20 protein-coding genes are annotated in these 19,270 nt (G+C 36.6%); 14 read left to right on the forward strand and 6 right to left on the reverse strand.

What is annotated here, in order from left to right:
* Nucleotides 1-367: 367 nt before the first annotated feature.
* On the reverse strand, nt 368-1,363 hold the full coding sequence (locus J3U69_RS04370; protein ID WP_267413159.1) for a LacI family DNA-binding transcriptional regulator: 996 nt from the start codon (nt 1,361-1,363) through the stop codon (nt 368-370).
* Between the two features lie 323 nt (nt 1,364-1,686).
* Here J3U69_RS04370 and J3U69_RS04375 point away from each other — a divergent pair, with 323 nt between their 5' ends.
* Genes J3U69_RS04375 through J3U69_RS04385 form a run of 3 tightly spaced genes read left to right on the forward strand, consistent with a single transcriptional unit; the run spans nt 1,687 to nt 3,946 of the window.
* On the forward strand, nt 1,687-2,667 hold the full coding sequence (locus tag J3U69_RS04375) for a sugar kinase (protein ID WP_267413160.1): 981 nt from the start codon (nt 1,687-1,689) through the stop codon (nt 2,665-2,667).
* Nucleotides 2,668-2,722: 55 nt separating this feature from the next.
* A complete protein-coding gene (gene hxlB / locus J3U69_RS04380) occupies nt 2,723-3,280 on the forward strand; it encodes a 6-phospho-3-hexuloisomerase (protein ID WP_267413161.1) in 558 nt (185 codons plus the stop codon).
* Nucleotides 3,281-3,295: 15 nt separating this feature from the next.
* Complete coding sequence (locus tag J3U69_RS04385) at nt 3,296-3,946, forward strand: bifunctional 2-keto-4-hydroxyglutarate aldolase/2-keto-3-deoxy-6-phosphogluconate aldolase (RefSeq protein ID WP_267413165.1); 651 nt, start codon at nt 3,296-3,298, stop codon at nt 3,944-3,946.
* An 89-nt stretch (nt 3,947-4,035) separates the two neighbouring features.
* On the opposite strand, the gene J3U69_RS04390 is transcribed toward J3U69_RS04385, so the two are convergent.
* Entirely contained in the window at nt 4,036-5,022 is a 987-nt protein-coding gene (locus J3U69_RS04390; protein WP_267413166.1) for a LacI family DNA-binding transcriptional regulator, read from the reverse strand.
* A gap of 169 nt (nt 5,023-5,191) precedes the next feature.
* On the opposite strand from J3U69_RS04390, the gene J3U69_RS04395 reads away from it, so the two are divergent.
* From J3U69_RS04395 to J3U69_RS04415, 5 genes are all read left to right on the forward strand, one after another.
* Nucleotides 5,192-5,848, forward strand: coding sequence for a ribulose-phosphate 3-epimerase (locus J3U69_RS04395; RefSeq protein ID WP_323848317.1), 657 nt, complete (start codon nt 5,192-5,194; stop codon nt 5,846-5,848).
* Between the two features lie 17 nt (nt 5,849-5,865).
* Entirely contained in the window at nt 5,866-6,381 is a 516-nt protein-coding gene (gene rpiB / locus J3U69_RS04400) for a ribose 5-phosphate isomerase B (protein WP_296289890.1), read from the forward strand.
* Nucleotides 6,382-6,399: 18 nt separating this feature from the next.
* Nucleotides 6,400-6,519: a PTS transporter subunit EIIB gene (locus tag J3U69_RS04405; protein ID WP_267413169.1), complete on the forward strand. Its 120-nt coding sequence runs from the start codon at nt 6,400-6,402 to the stop codon at nt 6,517-6,519.
* 156 nt (nt 6,520-6,675) lie between these two features.
* Entirely contained in the window at nt 6,676-8,034 is a 1,359-nt protein-coding gene (locus J3U69_RS04410) for a DHA2 family efflux MFS transporter permease subunit (protein ID WP_267413170.1), read from the forward strand.
* Nucleotides 8,035-8,067: 33 nt separating this feature from the next.
* Nucleotides 8,068-8,553: a TetR-like C-terminal domain-containing protein gene (locus tag J3U69_RS04415; protein ID WP_267413171.1), complete on the forward strand. Its 486-nt coding sequence runs from the start codon at nt 8,068-8,070 to the stop codon at nt 8,551-8,553.
* 76 nt (nt 8,554-8,629) lie between these two features.
* Here the strand turns inward: J3U69_RS04415 and J3U69_RS04420 are convergent, their stop codons facing one another.
* From J3U69_RS04420 to J3U69_RS04435, 4 genes are all read right to left on the reverse strand, one after another.
* Nucleotides 8,630-9,433, reverse strand: coding sequence for an ABC transporter ATP-binding protein (locus J3U69_RS04420; RefSeq protein ID WP_103752896.1), 804 nt, complete (start codon nt 9,431-9,433; stop codon nt 8,630-8,632).
* Nucleotides 9,411-10,328, reverse strand: a complete 918-nt coding sequence (locus J3U69_RS04425) for an ABC transporter permease (RefSeq protein WP_220220687.1) — start codon at nt 10,326-10,328, stop codon at nt 9,411-9,413. Before J3U69_RS04425 ends, J3U69_RS04420 begins: the two co-directional genes overlap by 23 nt.
* 29 nt (nt 10,329-10,357) lie before the next feature.
* Complete coding sequence (locus tag J3U69_RS04430; RefSeq protein WP_267413172.1) at nt 10,358-11,329, reverse strand: ABC transporter substrate-binding protein; 972 nt, start codon at nt 11,327-11,329, stop codon at nt 10,358-10,360.
* Nucleotides 11,330-11,726: 397 nt separating this feature from the next.
* Nucleotides 11,727-12,698 (reverse strand): ABC transporter substrate-binding protein, encoded by a 972-nt coding sequence (locus J3U69_RS04435; RefSeq protein WP_267413173.1) that lies wholly within the window; start codon nt 12,696-12,698, stop codon nt 11,727-11,729.
* Between the two features lie 574 nt (nt 12,699-13,272).
* On the opposite strand from J3U69_RS04435, the gene J3U69_RS04440 reads away from it, so the two are divergent.
* From J3U69_RS04440 to J3U69_RS04465, 6 genes are all read left to right on the forward strand, one after another.
* A complete protein-coding gene (locus tag J3U69_RS04440) occupies nt 13,273-15,831 on the forward strand; it encodes a sigma 54-interacting transcriptional regulator (RefSeq protein ID WP_267413174.1) in 2,559 nt (852 codons plus the stop codon).
* A gap of 125 nt (nt 15,832-15,956) precedes the next feature.
* The gene (locus J3U69_RS04445; RefSeq protein WP_103752900.1) at nt 15,957-16,370 is read left to right on the forward strand and encodes a PTS sugar transporter subunit IIA; all 414 of its coding nucleotides are present in this window, start codon (nt 15,957-15,959) and stop codon (nt 16,368-16,370) included.
* 12 nt (nt 16,371-16,382) lie between these two features.
* Entirely contained in the window at nt 16,383-16,874 is a 492-nt protein-coding gene (locus J3U69_RS04450; RefSeq protein ID WP_103752901.1) for a PTS system mannose/fructose/N-acetylgalactosamine-transporter subunit IIB, read from the forward strand.
* A gap of 23 nt (nt 16,875-16,897) precedes the next feature.
* A complete protein-coding gene (locus J3U69_RS04455; RefSeq protein ID WP_103752902.1) occupies nt 16,898-17,740 on the forward strand; it encodes a PTS mannose/fructose/sorbose/N-acetylgalactosamine transporter subunit IIC in 843 nt (280 codons plus the stop codon).
* The gene (locus J3U69_RS04460; RefSeq protein ID WP_103752903.1) at nt 17,737-18,564 is read left to right on the forward strand and encodes a PTS system mannose/fructose/sorbose family transporter subunit IID; all 828 of its coding nucleotides are present in this window, start codon (nt 17,737-17,739) and stop codon (nt 18,562-18,564) included. The genes J3U69_RS04455 and J3U69_RS04460 overlap by 4 nt, the downstream gene beginning before the upstream one ends.
* Nucleotide 18,565: 1 nt before the next feature.
* Nucleotides 18,566-19,270: an MgtC/SapB family protein gene (locus J3U69_RS04465; RefSeq protein WP_220235111.1), complete on the forward strand. Its 705-nt coding sequence runs from the start codon at nt 18,566-18,568 to the stop codon at nt 19,268-19,270.

Raw genomic sequence — 19,270 nt, forward strand, 5'->3', positions numbered from 1 at the left:
TGGTTATATACTTTATTTTATGTCAGATAATTGTGTCAAGGTATTCTAGGATAAAGGTACTGTTACAAGTAAAAAGTTCTTCTAAGATATTGTTTTATGCAATTTGTGTAATTGCATTAGGAATGCTTTTGAGTATTATTTTCAAGTGGTCTTGGCTAGTTATTGGTGCTATTACAGTTTTTGAGTGTTCAATAGTCTTTGAAAAATATCGGCTAGTCTTTGAAGATATGGAAAAAGGTAAAAAAATTTAAAACTTTTGCTCCACAAGAACATCAAAAAATGCTTCAAAACAGCTAGGATATGACATAGGTTTTCATATCACTTCAAGTTGTTTTAAGAAGCATTTTTGTATTTATTGAAAAATAGATCAAAATTTTGCAGGAATAACTAGTGGATCAAAGCTAGTCTTGTTATCTTTTTTATTTAAAAGCTTAAGTAAAATTTCTGCTGCACTTGCTCCCATTAAATAAGGATTCTGCGAAATTAATTTCGATGTTGGAAGAAGTAAATGAGCAAGTTTGGTATCGGAAAAACCAGTAACATAAACGGAATTATTAGGGAAATAGCCGTCAGCGATTAACAAAGGGATGAATTCCAATAGCCACCTTTCTTTAAAGGAAAAAATCAATGTCTTTTTTTGTAATTTTTGCTGTTTTTGTAAAAAAGCTTCGATTTTTTTCTTGATAATTGTGTGGTTATAACTTTCTTCATCAATTTGAATTAAATGAATTTGCTTTTCATCAGCAACAGAGCAGATACCCTGATAGCGATCTTGCCGCGTAGAGGCAATCTTGACTTCGGAAGACAAAATCAAAATGTCATTGCAGCCCTTGTCTAAAAAATATTGAGTAGCAGTTTTAGAAACAGCTTCATTATTGGAAATTACTTGAGGCCATTTAGTAGTATCAAGTCTACGGTCTAGAATTACGGTAGGAATATCATGAATAAATTCGGATGCAATTTTTTTAGCATCACTTCCTAAAGGTTGAAAAAGTAGACCATCAAAAAAGCTGCTGCTCACAGTCTTAATTAATTCTTTTTCTTGGTTTTGATCGGCGTTAGTGTCTAGTAAAAAAGCATCATAATCCTTAAGATGTAGGATATTTGAGGCTCCTTTAAATAATTCTGTCGAAAAATAGTCATCGATATTAGAAACGACAACGGCAATAGTTTTGCTTTGGTTAGTAGCCATTTGTCTAGCGGCTAAATCTGGAATATAGTTTAACGTTTTTATTGCCTGTTCAATAGCCTGAGCTTTTTCTTTTGATAATCGGCCAGCGGCTTTGTTATTCAAATACCTTGATACAGAGGCAACTGAAACATTAGCTAACTCGGCCACATTACGAATTGTTGCTTTCTTCATAGTTATTTTCTTCTCGTTTAGATTTCTTTAAGTAATAGTATATCATTTAGAACAATATAAAATAAATTTCCATATATACCATAAAATTATCAAATAATAAGCAAAAAAACGCTTGCAAATAAATAATTAAAGATTTATATTGATAGGGTAACCGGTTACCTCAAACGTAAAAAAGTGTAGTTTCAAATAATAACTTAGTAAAGTGAAGAACTTTTTGTATGCCTAATGTTAGCCAATTTGTGCCAGATTAATATCCAAGCAAAGATTGGCATAGTTATTGAATGAAACTCTCGTTTTAATTAAAAATGAAAAGAGGAAACAGCATGTCTGAGGTAATTACAATTGGTGAACCACTTGTAAATTTCTGTTCTGAAGAACCCGATGTTTCATTAACTGATGCGTTAGAATTTCATAAAGTTATGGGCGGAGCTGAATTAAATGTTGCTATTGGTGTAAGGAAATTAGGACATTCGGTTGAGTATGTAACTCGAGTTGGACAGGATCCAATGGGAAAGTTTATTCAAAAAGCACTTGCCGCTCATGATGTGGGGACAAGTTATGTTAGCTATGATGATGTTTATTACACTGGTCATCAAATGAAGCAGTTAGTAACACAGGGAGATCCTGTCGTAGTTAATTATCGCCGTGATTCTGCAGCTAGTCATCTTGAGGCAAGGCAGCTAGAAAAGATTGATTTGAGTGATGTCAAAATAGCTCATACAACGGGGATTTTTCCTGCTATTTCACCAATTGCTGAAAAAACTTTTCGCTCATTTTATCAAAAACTAATTGCTGCCCAAAAGTTAATCACATTTGATCCCAACCTTCGCCCGTCTTTATGGAAAAGCAAAGATTACATGATCAAAACGATTAATGATATAGCGGGAATGGCTGATATTGTTTTACCAGGCATAAATGAAGGAAAAGCATTGGTTGGAACGGATAATCCTAATGAAATTGCTGATTTTTATTTAAACGGTGAACGAACGCATGCCGTAATCATTAAATTAGGTGATCAAGGTGTCTTTGTTAAAACAGACCAAGGGCAAAAGTATACTATTCCAAGCTTTAAAGCCGAGAAGGTAGTTGATACTGTTGGAGCCGGAGATGGCTTCGCTTTGGGACTAATTACAGCATTACTTGAAAAGAAAAATTTAAAAGCTGCTGCTATGCGTGGGAACGCCGTTGGTTGTTTACAGGTACAAACTTTAGGAGACAATGATGGCTATCCTAATCAGGAAGAATTGCAACAATTTTACGCCAAGCAGGGTGTTTCGGAAGACGAATTTGCTAATCAAGCATAAATGTCATCTTTTAATCTTCTTTGATAAATAAAGCATCAAGAAAGCTGGGTAAATTATGGTAGAAGAAACAGCGCACTTAATTGATCAAGTTTTAAATGAAATAGATGCAGTCTTGCACAAAGTCGATGTAAGACAAATTGATCAAACCACAAAGCTAATCACAAAAAACAAAAGAATATTTGTTTTAGGCTCAGGCCGTTCAGGTTTCGCGGCGAAGGGCTTTGCTATGCGGTTAATGCATATTGGCTACCAAGTTTATGTGGTTGGCGAAACTATTACTCCTTCAATCCAAAAAAATGATCTTTTAGTTGTTGTGTCCGGATCAGGAGAAACGAGAACTGTTCTTGATTTAGCAAAAATGGCTCACGATAAGGGAGTAAAAATGATTGCAATTACCAGCAATGTCAAATCTTCTTTAGCCAAACTAGCAGATGGACTGTTGCAAGTACCTGGAACTACCAAAAATGGTGATGGAATCAACTCCATTCAATTATTAAGTACGCTATTTGATCAAAGCGCACAGATTGTTATGGATATTTTGTGCTTAAAGCTAAGTATGCGTGATGAGATTTCTGACGAAGAAGCGAAAAGCAAACATAGTAATATTGAGTAATTAGAGGAAAAGATAATGTTATTAAAATACGAAATAATCAATAAAGTTCATCAAGCAGGTGTAGTTGCCGTTATTAGAGGATATAGTGAAGAAAATTCATATGAAACTGCCAAGGCATGTATCAAAGGAAATATTACAGCAATTGAATTGGCATTTACTTCTCCGAATGCTGACGTAACAATCAAAAAATTAAGATCAAAGTATCAAACAGATACAGATGTAATTATTGGAGCAGGAACTGTTTTGGATCCTGCCACAGCGAGACTAGCAATTGTTGCAGGAGCACAATTTATCGTGAGTCCATCATTTAATGAGGAGACTGCTAAATTGTGTAATTTATATGAAGTACCTTATATGCCGGGCTGTCTTACGCCAACCGAAGTGCAGTCAGCACTAACTTATGGTGCTGATGTAGTCAAAGTTTTTCCTGGCTCAGTAGCGGGCAAGTCGGTAATTAATGAAATTCACGGACCGTTTCCAAATGTTAACGTTATGCCTACAGGTGGAGTTTCATTAGAGAACATGACAGATTGGTTTAACAAAGGTGCATTTGTTGTTGGTGTGGGTGGTAGTATGGTCGCACCAGGCAAAAAGGATGATTATCAGGCTGTAACTGTAAATGCGAAGAAATTTCACGCTAAGTATCTTGATCTAATAAAGAAGTAAACTTAAGTATTAATAGAATCGGAAAAGTCAGGATTATCCAGCTAAAAAAACTAGGTCAAACATTTAACCGTGTTTGGCCTAGTTTTGTATTATCTTGTGGTTTCTCTGTTAATAAGTTTTGTTGGAATAAGAAATTGGCTGCCCTTTTCATTTTGCTTATTAATTGCATTCATCATGCTGTTGACAGCAGTCTGCGCAATCTTTTTAGTGTTTTGCTGAATGGTTGTTAATTTAGGAGTAAGCACATTGGCTGCGGGAATATCATCAAAACCAATAATTTGTATTTGCTTGGGAATCTGATAATTAAGCTCCTGTAGGTACTGAATCAGACTAATGGCAATATTATCATCTACTGCAAAAAAGCCATCGACTTGTGGATTTCTTGTTAAAAAGGTTTTAAGTGCACTTTTATTTGTGAGCTTAAGTTCTTGATGTGATTTTAAAAACTTTACCTGATGACTTTTAAGTGCTTCTTTAAAGCCCGCAATTCTCGATTTGGTTGAAGTGTTAACTTTTTTAACAACAATTGCTGGAAATTGACTACCCCGATTGAAGAGATAATTGGTAGCATCTAATCCGCCTTGATAGTGATTAGAAGAAATAAAGACCGTATTGTGGAAATTTTCTGGTTCTCGGTCGATACAAATATAGGGGATCTCTTTTAAGGAACTCTGGAATTTGAAACCATGCTGATATGACCCGGAAATAACGATAATTCCATCCACCTTTTTATTTTCAAGCATATGCAAATATGCTTGTTCTTTTTTCTCATTTTTGTCTGTATTGCAGATTATTGTGGAATAATTTTTAGAAAAAAGCAGTTCTTCAATTTTTTGCACAAGGTCAGCAAAAAATGAGTTTTTAATATCTGGCACTAAAATGCCAATTGTATAAGTAACATTTGTACGTAGACTGCGCGCACTATCGTCAATCTTATAACCAGTCTGTTTGATAACTTCTAAAACCTTATTTTTGGTTTCTTCGGAAAAACGTCCATTATTATTAATAACTCGTGAAACTGTTGCAGTTGAGACATTACTAAGTTTGGCAATGTCCTTGATTGAATATTGCTTCATCGTTAACTCCTTTATGCTAGATATTATAGCATTAAAAGTGTTGCTCAATTCTACCCTGTGGTTAAACGATTACTTATTAATTTTATTAAAACGTTTACGAATAAAAATTAAAGTGCAATAATGTCAGTGAAAGTTGTGAGTAATCGATTACTCAAAAAGGAGGAAAATGATGTCTTTAATGTTGAGTCCCTCAATGATGTGTGCAGACTTTAGTAATTTAGCAAGCCAAGTGAAGCAACTAGATGAAGCCGATGTTGATATGTATCACATGGATGTTATGGATGGACAATATGTACCAAATTTTGCTTTAGGTCCAGAAGATTACCGGACTATTCGTAAATTGACCAATAAGCCACTTGATGCTCATCTAATGATTGAAAATCCACGTAATTACGTTGAATTTTTTAGCGAATTGGGTGCTGACCTAATTTACTTTTGTCCAGATGCTGAAGTGCAGCCAACGCGAACAATTGATGATATTCATGCTTTAGGCAAAAAGGCTGGCATTGCTGTTAATACTGGTACTTCTTTTGCAATGGTTGAAGAGCTGCTACCTAAGATTGATTACGTGTTAGTAATGACAGTTCATCCAGGATTTGCTGGTCAGCCTTTTCAAGACTTTGTTTTGCCAAAGTTAGACCGTTTTATTAGTGCAAAGAAGAAATATGGTTATGTCTTAGGAATTGATGGTGCCGTTTCAAGAACAAAGATAACTAAATTACACGCTCAAGGGGTAGATAATTTTATTCTTGGAACATCGGCTTTATTTGGTAAGGGGAAGTCATTCGCCGAAACAATCAATGAGATAAGAAGGGAAAACGAGTAATAATGACAAACAAAAAGTTGAAAATTGCGTTTGGTTCAGATCATGTTGGTTTGGAATTAAAGCCAACCATTATTGAATATGTTAAAAGCTTAGGTTATGAAGTACATGATTTTGGTACTAAGACTGCTGAGCGAACTGACTATCCTATTTATGGCAAAAAGGTTGGTGAGGCAGTTGCTAGTGGAGAATATGATTTAGGGATAGTTATTTGTGGCACCGGCGTCGGTATTTCACTAGCCGCAAACAAGGTTAAAGGTATTAGAGCATGTGTATGCAGTGACTGTTATTCAGCTAAACTGTCAAGAATGCATAACAATACTAATGTTTTGGCATTTGGCTCTCGTGTAGTTGGTTCAGAACTGGCCAAGATGATTGTAAAAAATTGGCTTGAAGCAAAATTTATTGGTGGGCGGCACCAAAGAAGAATTGAAGAACTAGCTGCGATTGAAGATGGTGATGATGATAAATTTACTGAATTAAAGGATTCAGATGAATATAACGGTCAAGAAGAATTTGAAAATCAACCGTTGTAGAAAGTTGAGGTCAGATTAATGTCACAGAATCTTGGTAAAACCATTTTGACCTTAGTTGGTGGTGAAAATAATATTAATAATATTACTCACTGTGCGACAAGATTAAGAATGCGTTTGGCTAATAAATGTGTAAAATAAAAAGAAATGCTAAAAAAGACGATGTTTGCTAATTCTCTGCGATTAGTTCCTCTGACTAAAACTGCTATTAACCGACAAATAAAGAAAAATTGTTGGTTGTTTGCAATTTTCCCGTCGCTATAATTAAAACCAATTAAATTTGAAAGAGGAACAAACATGTCTACAAAGAAAGCCAATTTAGTTTTTGGAACACTTTTAACGGGTGCTGTAGTGACATCGCTATTACAGACATCCTTGACGACAGCATTACCACAAATAATGCGCGAATTAACACTATCGGCAGCGACCGCCCAATGGCTGACAAGTGCGTTTAGCTTAACAATGGCGATTATGGTACCGATGACGGCCTATCTAATTAAACGCTTTACAACCAGGCAGGTCTTTTTAGCAGCAATGATTCTGTTTACGCTGGGGACATTAATCAGTTGGTGGGGACAAAACTTTAATATTTTGCTGCTGGGACGAATTTTTCAAGCTTTAGGAAGCGGAATTATTTTGCCGTTAACGCAAGTCGTCATTATGACGCTATATCCGCTAGAAAAGCAGGGTACTGTGATGGGTATCTTGGGACTCGCCTCTGGTGCTGCTCCGGTAATTGCGCCAACTTTAACTGGAATTGTGATTGATTCTTGGGGCTGGCGCAGTATTTTCCTAATGGCAGGAGTAATTTCTGTTATCATCATTATTTTGGCATTTTGCTGTGTTAAGAATGTTACCCCTACTGAGAAGATCCCATTAGACTACATTTCTTTATTGCTTTGTACGGGCGGGGTAACCGGTATTCTACTTGGTCTGAGCAGTCTGGCAACAAACTTCATGGTTAGCCTGTTTGAACTAATTATCGGGGCTATTTTATTAGCTATTTTTAGTAAAAAACAATTGAATAGCAGTGAACCTTTTCTTAACTTACGGATTTTGCAAAAGCCTAAATTTCGCCTAGCTGTCATCATTAGTATGCTGCTTTATGCAGTAATGATGGGCAGCTCAACCATTTATCCGATTTTAATTCAAACGGTAATGAAAAAATCAGCAGTGATTTCCGCCCTAATAATGTTGCCAGGCTCGTTGGCAATGGCGTTAATTAACCCGCTAACAGGAAAATTTTATGATCGTTTTGGCATCAATAAATTAGCAATTGGTGGCAGCTTAATGTTACTGATTAGCTGCTGGGGTGTAACTTTAATTAATTCTTCAAGTCAGCTGCTTTTATTAGGCGGACTGTATCTGCTTCGGTTATTGGGAGTTGGCTGTCTGATGATGCCAATTGTCACGTGGGGGATGCAGAATCTACCACAAGAAGAAGTAGCCCATGGGACCGCGCTTTTAACGGCTTTAAGAACGCTAAGCGGTGCATTAGGAACAGCTATCTTAATGGAGATAATGACAAGTGCAACCCACTTTAATAACCCACATGTGACGGCAAATTATGCCGGAATTCAGTTCACGTTTGCAGTAATGACAGGATTAGCTCTTATTCAAGTAATAATTAGTTTATGCAAGTTTAAAAAGAATTAACCGAAACACATTTTTTGTGGCATAATTGTTTTTATGAATAATAAGCGAAGCCGCGCTGTCTCTCGGCAAAAAATTCAGGCAGCTGTCATCGATCTGCTAAAAGATCATGAATTACAGGATTTACGAGTAACAACGATTTGCCAAAAAGCTCAAATTAACCGATCATCTTTTTATGATAATTACATTGATATTTATGATTTGACAGACAAGCTTCGTGAATATTTGGTTGATGAATATCAACGATTACAGGATGATATCAGCGAGCCGTCCTTTACCATATTGCTGCAGCATATTAAGGATCACCAGGATCTTTACCGGATGTTTTTTAAACTCAATTTACAAATGGGTTTAGCTGAAAGATTTACTGATCAAAAACAGCAGAAGAACTATTTTGATCAAACTTTTTTCCGCAATGGGATTGTTGCTGTGATTGGTGAATGGCTAAAAACTGATTGTGCTGCTCCGGTTGCCGAAATTGTTGAAGTAATTGACGCTCACCATCATTGCCTAGAAAAATGAAATCTCAAACGGACTAAAAGCTAAATTAAACAAAAAAACAATCTGAATATAGTTCAGATTGTTTTTTAGTTAGTATTTAGGCTAATAGCATCGCATCATCGCCAACTTCACTACCAACTTGTTTTTGGAATAGTTCCATTAATTTTGGTACGGTTAGGTTTTGCTTTTCTTCACCAGCCAAGTTAATAGCAACCCGTCCTTGGTGAAGCATGATGAGACGATTACCATAGTGAATCGCGTCCTCCATGTTATGGGTTACCATGAATGCCGTTAAGTGCTGCTCACTAATTAATTTTTGTGTGAGTTCCATCACCGTAATTGAAGTTTTAGGGTCAAGAGCCGCGGTGTGCTCATCTAATAAAATTAAGTCAGGCCGCTGCAAGGTTGCCATAAGCAGGGTAATTGCTTGCCTTTGACCACCAGAAAGCAGGCCAATTTCAGTTTCCAACCGGTTTTCCAAGTTTAAATTCAGCTGGGCTAATTGTTCTTTAAAAAACTTGCGGTCCTGTTTTTTAACTCCTGGTAAGAAACCGCGATGTTGGCCCCGTTTCATTGCTAAGGCCAAGTTTTCTTCAACCGTCAGTCTGACCGCCGTTCCCATCTTAGGATCCTGAAAGACCCGGCTAATATTTTTAGCTCGCTTGGTTACAGGTAATTTGGTAATGTCATTACCGTTCAGGATAATTTGTCCTTCTTGGATCGGGATCGTGCCAGCAATACTATTTAATAATGTGGATTTTCCGGCACCGTTACTTCCAATAATTGTTACAAAGTCACCGGCATCTAAGCTGAGATCGATCCCTTGTAGTACGCGGTTTTCGTTAACAGTCCCACGTTCAAAAGTTTGGTGTAAGTTTTTAATCTTTAGTACTTCTGGCATTCTTGTTTCCTCCTTTTAGATTACGTGGTAGGTGAAAGTTAGGCAGGGTTAGACAAACAACTAAGACCAAAGCCGAAGCTAATTTAGCATCCGATGGTTCGACATTCATTTGGAAAACTAGTGCTAAAATCAACCGGTAAATAATTGCACCGAGAACTAAAGTCAGCAAACGACCCCAGATTGGTAAATTCCGTACAATGACTTCAGCAATAATAATTGAGGCTAAACCGATAACTAGGGTTCCGACCCCGGAGTTTAAATCTGCAAAGCCGTTATTCTGGGCGAGCAGTGCTCCTGAAAGGGCAATACAAGCATTAGAAATCATGTAGCCTAGAATTTTCATTCCTTGAGTTTTAATTCCATTAGCAGCACTCATTTCTGGATTATCGCCAGTCGCACGCATCGCTAAGCCGATTTCTGTGCGGAAGAATACTACCAATAAGCCGATAACGACTAAAGCAATAATTAGCCCCATCACGATAACAGCATTATTCCTCGTTAAGCCCCAGTTTTGGGCAATAGTAAAAATGGTCTCTTTACCTAATAGTGAAACATTAGCAGCATTTTGCATTACCCGAGAAGTAATGGAGTATAGGCCAGTCATTGTGATAATTCCAGCCAGTAATGATGGAATGCGTAATTTAGTATTTAAAAATCCTGTTACCAGGCCAGCAATCATGCCGCCTCCAAAAGCTGCCAGTGTTGCTAAAATCGGATTAACTCCTTTAACAAGGCACATTGTGGCAATTGCACCACCTAAGGGGAAGCTTCCTTCAGCAGTCATATCAGCTAAATCTAAAATACGAAAAGTTAAGTAAACCCCAATGGCCATTAGTGACCAGAGTAATCCTTGTGAAGTTGCAGAAAGAAATAATTCCCAAAAAGTATTTAACATTGTTTTGCGTTCACGCTGCCTTTCTAAACTTATTTTGGTGACTTAATGGTTTTAGGATCAATTCCTAAAGCCTTGGCCATCTTGTGGTTAACAACTAGTTTTAATTCATTTGCTTTTTCAACTGGCATGTTTGCTGGCTTAGCTTTACCCGCTAAAATTTTAGCGGCCATTTTACCAGTTTGTTCACCAAGTGCTTCGTAGTCAATTCCAATTGAGGCTAAACCACCGGTTTTTACTTGATCAGTTGAACCTGCTACTAGCGGAATCTTCTTTTCCTTAACAACTTTACCAATAATCGAGGAAGCTGAGGCAAAGGTATTATCAGTTGGAACGTAAATTCCCTGAACCTTGCCCGCCAAAGTTTCTGTTACCTGCTGAACATCATTTGTAGTGTTGGCCGTCTTAACTAACACTTTCACACCGGCTTTTTTGAGTGCTTTAATTGCTAAATCTGCTTGGATTTTAGAATTGGCCTCGCCGGCATTATACATGACGCCGATTGTTTTAGCCTTGGGCACAATTGATAATAACAGCTTAATTTGTTTATCAATTGATACCATATCAGTGGTTCCAGTAACATTTCTGCCGGGTTTTGCGTCTGAATTAACGAGCTTAGCTGCTTTTAAGTCGGTTACTGCAGTTACGACAGTTGGAATATCCTGTGTGGCATTAGCAACGCTTTGGGCAGCCGGTGTGGCAATTCCCAGAATCAAATCTGATTTTTCGTTAACCAATTTTTCGCTCATACTCTTTAAATTATCTTGACTGTTTTGCGCGTTTTGGTAATCAATTTTAAGGTTTTTACCCTCAACATAACCTTCTTCTTTTAAACCTTTTTTAAAACCTTCGTAGGCTTTATCAAGGGAGGGATGCTGCACAACTTGCAGCACACCAACATGTTTGACAGATTGGCCGCTATCACTCTTTTTGTTATTACTACAGCCGCCAAGTAATAATAATCCTGCTAAACCAAGTCCCGTAATTAATTTTCTAATATGCATCTACTAAAAATCCTCCATAAAAAATACCCACTTACTTCTAAGTGGGTATACAAACATTGTTTTGTAAATTAATCGTTGCGATTAGCCACTTAGAGTTATGTGGCTAACCGTAATCAAATCGTTCTAGCCATCATAGATAAATTCAAACTTGCGTTTCATTTGAACTCATCTAGATGAATTCAAATGCTATCTAAAGTAGCTAAAGTAATAACGGTTATTCAGTTGTGATTTTTGATTTATATTCATGATCAAAAGTACCTCCAACCTTGATGAAAAAATTATAAATTATTAAGATTTTAAAGTCAAGAAAAACCTGGCTGATAAAAAAGCTATGTGTGAGTAAGCTCAATAATAATCCTGTTAGAAAGGGCATTTGAGCTCGGCTAATTATTTAATCTTAATTTTTGGGAGCCTTGATTGATTTAGGATCAATTCCCAGGGCATTGGCCATTTTTTTATTAACCACTAAACGCATGTCGTGGGCTTTTTCAACCGGCATATCAGCAGGTTTTGCTTTGCCAGCCAAAATCTTAGCAGCCATTTTACCCGTTTGTTCGCCAAGGGCTTCATAATCGATGCCAATTGATGCTAGGCCACCCGTCTTAACCTGATCAGTTGAACCCGCAACTAGTGGTACTTTTTTCTCTTTGACCACCTTGCCGACAACTGAGGCTGCCGAGTCAAAGGTGTTATCGGTTGGAACGAAAATTCCTTGCACTTTAGAGGCTAAGGTTTCAGTTACTTGTTGAACATCATTAGTTGTATTAGCTGTTTTAATCAGCACCTTTACTCCGGCCTTTTTCAGAACTGCAGTTGCCATGTCCGCCTGAATTTTAGAATTGGCTTCACCGGCATTGTACATAATCCCGATTGTTTTTGCTTTGGGCACAATTGATAGCAGTAGGTCAATTTGGCGTTTGATTGAAACCATGTCGGTAGTACCGGTAACGTTTCTACCAGGCTTAGCATTGGAATTTACCAATTTGGCTGCCTTTAGGTCGGTTACGGCAGTGACAACTACCGGAATATCTTGCGTAGCGTTAGCCACACTTTGTGCGGCGGGTGTAGCGATTCCTAAAATCAAATCAGATTTTTCCTTAACTAACTTATCGCTCATGCTCTTTAAATTATCCTGACTGTTTTGAGCATTTTGGTAATCAATTTTGAGGTTCTTACCCTCAACATAACCTTCCTCTTTCAGCCCCTTTTTAAAGCCCTTGTAGGCTTTATCAAGCGAAGGGTGCTGAACTACTTGTAATACGCCAACATGTTTAACAGCTTTGTTATCGTCAGCTTTTTTACTGCTGCATCCTCCCAATAAAAGTAATCCTGCCAGACTGATTCCTGTCATTAATTTACGTAAATGCATTTTTTTCCTCCAATAAAAAATACCCACTCATTTCTAAGTGGGTAACACAAGATTGCCTTGGGATTAATCATTCATTGTTAATGCAAGATTAGCCACTTAGAAAGTCGTGTGGCTAATCATACTTAAAAAGCTATAGCCATCACTGATAAATTCAAACCTTGATGTTTGAACTCACCGTGATGAATCCAAACCTTTACCTGTAATAGCTATAGTAATAACGGTTATTCTGCTGTAATTGATGATTTTTAGTCTTAATCATTGAAATTACCTCCAACCTTTGATGAGAAAATTATAAAATATTAAAAAATACAAGTCAAGACTAAATTTTTAGTTACTACTCGGTACTAATTGGGGGTAAAAACTACCTAATTGTTAACAGTAGTTATTTTTTAAATTAATACGTACCAAAAAATAAAAAGGGGCAACTTTCCTTACGTAATAGGACGACTAGCCGATTTACAATGCTTGCTAAAAATTTAATTTTTGCAAAAATTAGAACTTAAACTATTTTTATATAGAAAGCGTTGTTATAATTCGGTATAATTAAGAAAAAATTAGTCTAAGGAGAATTGTGATGAGTAGCGCTAAACAACGAGTTTTAAATCAAATTGAAAAATTATCCGGTAACGAAACAATTAATACTAGCGATTTAGCGCGGCATTTGCAGTTGTCCAGATCAGTTGTTAGCCATTATCTTAATCAGCTTGTGAAAGAGAAGAAAGTAAAGAAAATAGCCGATAGGCCTGTTAAGTGGCAAAAAATTGCTGCCAGGGAAACTAATTCTGATTTTTTTGGTGGAATTATTGGTGGTCACGGCTCACTTGAGAAAACAATCCAGCAATTATCAGCCGCTGCCGCCTATCCTCCTGATGGGTTGAACGTTTTAATCACTGGGAATTCAGGTGTTGGTAAAAGCTATTTAGCCAATAAATTGTATACTTACGCTCAAAAAAGTGGCGTAATTGCACAAAAAGCTCCTTATATTGTCTTAAATTGTGCCAACTATGCCAATAATCCAGAACTAATTTCTAGTATGCTATTTGGCTATGTTCGCGGCGCCTTTACCGGTGCGGATACCGAAAAAGATGGTCTGCTAAAGCAGGCCGATGGTGGTTACTTATTTTTGGATGAAGTCCATCGATTAAGCAATGAAAATCAGGAAAAATTGTTTAGTTTTATTGATTCGCACCAATTTTATAAAATGGGTGACAACGTTCACCCGATAAAAGCAAAAGTGCGCATCATAATGGCGACTACGGAAAATCCTGAGCAAGTCTTATTGCCTACTTTTTTACGGCGAATTCCGGTTAGGGTCAATCTGCCAGATTATATTGAGCGGCCAGTGGATGAGCGGTTAGAATTGATTAACTCATTATTTCATGCCGAAGCCCATAAAATTGCTAAAAAAATAATTGTTGATAAGCAAGTTACCTCTGCTCTGGTACAGCTCAAGCATCCAGGTAATATTGGCTATTTGAAAAATGTTATTGAAGTTTCTTGTGCCGCTGCTTACCAAGACAGCAGCAGCGAAGAGGAAATCGTCCTGCACTTAAAGGATTTGCAGATTGACCAGTTGCCCCGCTTTAAGGATTATGGCGCAATTAGTGTCGAGCCGCATGGTCAGCACTTTTTACCTTCCAACTACAGTATGACGCGCAAATTAACCAACATCATTTCTTCGTTAAAGGAATTGTTGACGGACTATTCGACAGCTAATTTAAATAAGTGTCGACTGCAGATTCAAGCGATTAACCAATTTATCAATAAGCAGTCGCTAAATTCAGGCTTACATGTTCAACATGAATATTTATTTCAAAAAATAATTGAAAAGCAATACGGTTTAGCGAAAACAGCGTACTTAGAGCCGATTATTTATGCGCTATATGAGCATCATTTCCGCTTAAGTTATGATCTACCTCGTTTAGGTGAAGTGATTGCCGAGCATTTACCTCGCTCGCTCCATGTAGCTGAAAAATTTTATGAAGAGCTGCCAGTTTTAAATCCCAAAAGTAAAATCAGCCTAACTTATCTGTTTGCAATTTTACTTAGTGATCATGTTGATGAAAAAATCCAGCTACGTGGACTGATGGTTGCTCATGGGGAAAATACGGCAACTAGTATTCAGGCAGTTATTAATTCGCTTTGCGGTAATTATGTGTTTGATGCAATTGATATGCCGATTGATGCTAATATTGCAACGATTGCCGGTGAGGCTAATAAGTTAATTGCCAGTTTTAACACTACTAACGGCTTTATTTTAATGGTCGATATGGGGTCATTGAGCCAGCTCTATTCTCAGATTAGTTCTCAACTAGATGGTGATTTATTGGTAGTCAATAATCTGACGACTTTAACGGCACTAGATTTAGGCTTAAAAATGAAACAGAATTTGCCGTTTAAGCAAATAGCCGAAAAGGCCGAGCAAGACTACCAGATTGGGGTTAAATACTATGAAGGGTTCTCGCAGTCGGTTAATATTTTGGTTTCCTGTATTTCGGGGTTAGGAATAGCTGAAAAAATCAGTGACCTTTTGCGAAAATATTTACCGGTCAATATCAAAGTAATTCCGCTGGGCTACAATGATTTAAAAGAAAAAATTGAAAATCAAAAGTGGGCGTACTTTAAGCAGACCCTATTTGTTTTAACAACGATTGACATTACTGAAAAAGTTAAATTTAACCATATGAACCTTTATGATATTTTGGATTCAAGTGGTGAAAATAAGTTGAAGCATTGGTTATCGCCATATTTAAATCAACAGGAACTTGACCAATTCAATAATGAGTTGTTGCGTTTCTTTTCTAAAGAAGGAATTTCTGAGCGGCTGAGCTTTTTAAATCCAGACGTGGTTTTGGGTGAAGTTGAGACGATTAATAAAAAGTACGAGGATTTTTATAATCTTAAGTTAGATGGTAAGGTCAAATTAAATCTTTATATGCATATTGCTTTGATGATTGAGCGGTTGATGGTTCGTAATACCGGTAAGATTGAAGTTGAACCGGAATCTGCAAAAGAGAAGGCCTTTTTTGAAATAACTAAAAGTATTTTTCAACCAATCGAATTAAAATATAATATTAAAATTTCTACCTATGAAATATCTCTATTGTATGAATTGTTTAAACAGTTCATCTAGAAGTGTTTAATATTGCCTAAAAGAAGTGTTTAAAACTAAAACACTTCTTTTTTATTGCCCGAAATAGCAGCCTTTCTAAGTCTTGGCACGGTTGTTGCTAATAAAAAAGTAAAGGAGGTGACAAAATGACCGATATACTAGTTGCTAGTCACGGGCATTTTGCAAGCGGACTTAAAAGTTCAATTGATATTTTGACTGGTATGGGTGACAAAATTAAAACAATTGATGCATATGTTGATGATACTGATTATACCGATCAAATTACAGCTTTTATAAGAACTGCTAAACGGCCTGCGGTAATTTTTACCGATTTAAAAGGTGGAAGTGTAAACCAAAAGGTGATTTTAAAGGTCGCTAGCGAAAAAGACATTTATGTTATTACCCAAACCAATTTGGCGATTGTGATGGCGGTCTTACTTGATAGTGAAAAATTATCTAAAAAGCACTTACAAGAACTAATTAACCAAAGTCAAGTAGAACTTTTTGAATTTGAGGACAATGAAAATAATCAAGAACAAGAAACAGATTTTTTTGAATAAGGAGGAAAAGTAATGATTGCACAGCTAAGAGTGGATGATCGATTAATTCACGGTCAAGTTGCACTAGTTTGGACAAAAGAATTAAATACACCAGGTATTGTTGTTGCTAATGACAATGCTGCTAATAATCAAATGGTACAAATGACTTTAAAAATGGCAACTCCAACCGGTAAAAAACTATTAATCAGATCGGTTGATGATGCGATTAAAGTTTTTAATAATCCCAAGGGTGCAAATATGAGAATCTTTGCTCTAACAAATAATGTTAAAGACGCACTGAAAATTGCTCAAAACGTTAATAACATTGAGGGTATTAATGTGGCTAATGTTGGCCGATTTGCTGATGATGCAAAGGATTCAGTTCAAATATCTTCAACTTTGATGCTTTCTAAGGATGAATTAGAAGCGCTAAAAGAGTTAGCAAAGATAGACATTCCTGTATTTAATCAAGTTGTTCCAAGCAATGCAAAAACACCAATTAAAACTTTATTGAAAGATAAATAATAATACTTTGAAGGAGGATAATTATGTTACAAACTGCCTTTTTGGCTTCACTTTGCGTGTTTGTCTGCCTTGGCGGTAATTGGCTCTGGGGCCAAACTATGATTGAGCGACCTTTGGTCGTTGGTACAATTGCCGGAATAATAATGGGCGATATGAGGACAGGCATTTTAATCGGGGCATCATTAGAAGCTATTTTCATGGGAGCAGTTGATATTGGCGGTGCCTTGTCTGCAGAACCTGTTACAGCTACAGTATTAGCTACTACATTTGCGATTACCTTAGGCGTAAATACTAAAGCAGCTCTAGCATTAGCTGTGCCAATCGGTGTCTTTGCTGCATTTATTTTAATGTTTATGAAAAATGTAGTTATGAACATTTTTGCGCCAATGGTTGATAAAGTTGCTAGTGATGATAATGCTAAAGGATTAACCCATCTTCATTTTGGTATGTGGTTTTTAAATTATTTTGTATTTTCATTGGTAACATTCTTTGCCGTTTTGGCTGGAGCACGTCCAGTACAACACTTAGTAGCCCAAATTCCTGCGAACTTAATGGCTGGTCTGGCTGCAACTGGTGGACTTTTACCAGCAGTAGGATTTGCAATTTTGATGAGAATGCTTTGGAGTAAGCAATTGTCTCCATATTATTTCTTGGGATTTATTTTGGCTGCTTATATGAACTTGCCTTCTGTAGCTGTAGCTGCAATTGGAATTATTATCGTAGCTTTACAATGGATGAGAGATAAGCAAGTTATGGAGCTTGAGAATAAACAAAAGACGATGGCTGCTAATAATCAAAACACTCAAGTAGAAAGTAACGTTTCAGCCTCGACAGAAGAGCAAGAAGAGGAGGACTTTTTCTCATGAAATTAACTAAAAATGTTTCACCTACAGATAAAAAAATAATTAACCGTATTTTTTGGCGGTCTTTTACGGTGTTTGCGAGTCGAGTAGGAGCAACTAAAGCTCATGCACCTGGTTTTATGTATTCTATTATGCCAGCTCTTGATGAATATTATAAAAATGATAAAGAGGGCCATCGTAAGGCTATGATGCGTCATACCACTTGGTACAACATTACACAAAATGTCGGTACATTTGTTATGGGACTTGTAGCTTCAATGGAAAAGAAAACTGCCCAAGATCCTAATTTTGATCCCGAAACAACGGTTGCTATTAAGACTTCATTGATGGGACCTTTGTCTGGAATTGGAGATTCAATCTTTTGGGGTGTTTTAAGAGTAATTGCTGCCGGAGTTGGTATTAGTTTAGCTAGTCAAGGATCAATCTTAGGGCCACTATTATTTCTAATTATTTATAATGTACCATCGATTTTAGCTAGGTACTATTTAACTTATATGGGATTTACCTTGGGTGATACTTTTATTCAAGATATGTACGAAAGTGGAAGTATGAAGCTTCTCAATAAAGCCGCTTCTACTTTAGGCTTAATGATGATCGGGTGCATGACAGCTACGATGGTCCAATTTAAATCAAAATTAAGTATTCCAATCACTGGTGGTAAGCCAATCTTAATTCAAACTTATCTTGATCAATTATGGAAAGGATTAGTTCCTTTATTAGTTACTTTAGGATGCTATTGGTTACTATCTAAAAAAGTTAATGTTAACTGGATATTACTTGGTGTTTTAATTTTAGCAATTGTTTTAGGTTTAGTAGGAGTGGTTTAACTTGAATATAGCCGTAACACTACCAGAAATTATTGTCAGATTGGTGCTGTCAGTCATAGTTGCTAGTGTTATTGGCTTTGATCGAGAGCATAAAAACAGACCGGCAGGAATTAAAACACATGTTTTAGTTTGTGTTGGTGCTTGTATTATTGCTTTGATTCAAAAGAAAATCGGCTATGATGCATTACAAATCGCTTTAACAGAGCCCAAGTTTGCAGGGGTTGTACGTGCTGATGAAGCTAGGTTAATTGCACAAGTAGTTTCTGGGATTGGCTTTTTAGGTGCAGGAACAATTTTAGTTCAACATCGAACAATTATGGGTTTAACAACGGCTGCTAGTTTATGGGCAGTTGCAGGTTTAGGATTAGCTTTAGGTATGGGAGATTACGCGATAGGTGTTGCAGGTGCTGTAACAGTCATTTTGGTATTAGTTTTCTCAAAACGGTTAATTAATATCCATCCAATGAAAAAACTAGAAATTAAATACAAGCATAAGGTTGAAACCAAAGAATTTATCAATGACTATTTTAGAAAGCATGATATTACTGTAATCAATGTGAACTTTAAAGTAACACAAACTTTGAATAATACCACATATGTTAATATATATGATATAGAAACACCACGTTCTCTCGATTATGCCAATGTAATTGAAGACCTTTCAATGAATAAAAATGTAATGGAAATTCAGTTAGTAAGTATTTGA

The sequence above is a fragment of the Lactobacillus sp. B4026 genome (genome assembly GCF_026535825.1).
GTDB classification, from domain to species: domain Bacteria; phylum Bacillota; class Bacilli; order Lactobacillales; family Lactobacillaceae; genus Lactobacillus; species Lactobacillus panisapium.

What these genes read in the sequence shown, in the direction of transcription:
- J3U69_RS04370 (WP_267413159.1), bottom strand. Translation starts at nt 1,363, where the DNA reads ATGAAGAAAGCAACAATTCGTAATGTGGCCGAGTTAGCTAATGTTTCA.
- J3U69_RS04375 (WP_267413160.1), top strand. Translation starts at nt 1,687, where the DNA reads ATGTCTGAGGTAATTACAATTGGTGAACCACTTGTAAATTTCTGTTCT.
- hxlB (WP_267413161.1), top strand. Translation starts at nt 2,723, where the DNA reads ATGGTAGAAGAAACAGCGCACTTAATTGATCAAGTTTTAAATGAAATA.
- J3U69_RS04385 (WP_267413165.1), top strand. Translation starts at nt 3,296, where the DNA reads ATGTTATTAAAATACGAAATAATCAATAAAGTTCATCAAGCAGGTGTA.
- J3U69_RS04390 (WP_267413166.1), bottom strand. Translation starts at nt 5,022, where the DNA reads ATGAAGCAATATTCAATCAAGGACATTGCCAAACTTAGTAATGTCTCA.
- J3U69_RS04395 (WP_323848317.1), top strand. Translation starts at nt 5,192, where the DNA reads ATGTCTTTAATGTTGAGTCCCTCAATGATGTGTGCAGACTTTAGTAAT.
- J3U69_RS04405 (WP_267413169.1), top strand. Translation starts at nt 6,400, where the DNA reads ATGTCACAGAATCTTGGTAAAACCATTTTGACCTTAGTTGGTGGTGAA.
- J3U69_RS04410 (WP_267413170.1), top strand. Translation starts at nt 6,676, where the DNA reads ATGTCTACAAAGAAAGCCAATTTAGTTTTTGGAACACTTTTAACGGGT.
- J3U69_RS04415 (WP_267413171.1), top strand. Translation starts at nt 8,068, where the DNA reads ATGAATAATAAGCGAAGCCGCGCTGTCTCTCGGCAAAAAATTCAGGCA.
- J3U69_RS04420 (WP_103752896.1), bottom strand. Translation starts at nt 9,433, where the DNA reads ATGCCAGAAGTACTAAAGATTAAAAACTTACACCAAACTTTTGAACGT.
- J3U69_RS04425 (WP_220220687.1), bottom strand. Translation starts at nt 10,328, where the DNA reads ATGTTAAATACTTTTTGGGAATTATTTCTTTCTGCAACTTCACAAGGA.
- J3U69_RS04430 (WP_267413172.1), bottom strand. Translation starts at nt 11,329, where the DNA reads ATGCATATTAGAAAATTAATTACGGGACTTGGTTTAGCAGGATTATTA.
- J3U69_RS04435 (WP_267413173.1), bottom strand. Translation starts at nt 12,698, where the DNA reads ATGCATTTACGTAAATTAATGACAGGAATCAGTCTGGCAGGATTACTT.
- J3U69_RS04440 (WP_267413174.1), top strand. Translation starts at nt 13,273, where the DNA reads ATGAGTAGCGCTAAACAACGAGTTTTAAATCAAATTGAAAAATTATCC.
- J3U69_RS04445 (WP_103752900.1), top strand. Translation starts at nt 15,957, where the DNA reads ATGACCGATATACTAGTTGCTAGTCACGGGCATTTTGCAAGCGGACTT.
- J3U69_RS04450 (WP_103752901.1), top strand. Translation starts at nt 16,383, where the DNA reads ATGATTGCACAGCTAAGAGTGGATGATCGATTAATTCACGGTCAAGTT.
- J3U69_RS04455 (WP_103752902.1), top strand. Translation starts at nt 16,898, where the DNA reads ATGTTACAAACTGCCTTTTTGGCTTCACTTTGCGTGTTTGTCTGCCTT.
- J3U69_RS04460 (WP_103752903.1), top strand. Translation starts at nt 17,737, where the DNA reads ATGAAATTAACTAAAAATGTTTCACCTACAGATAAAAAAATAATTAAC.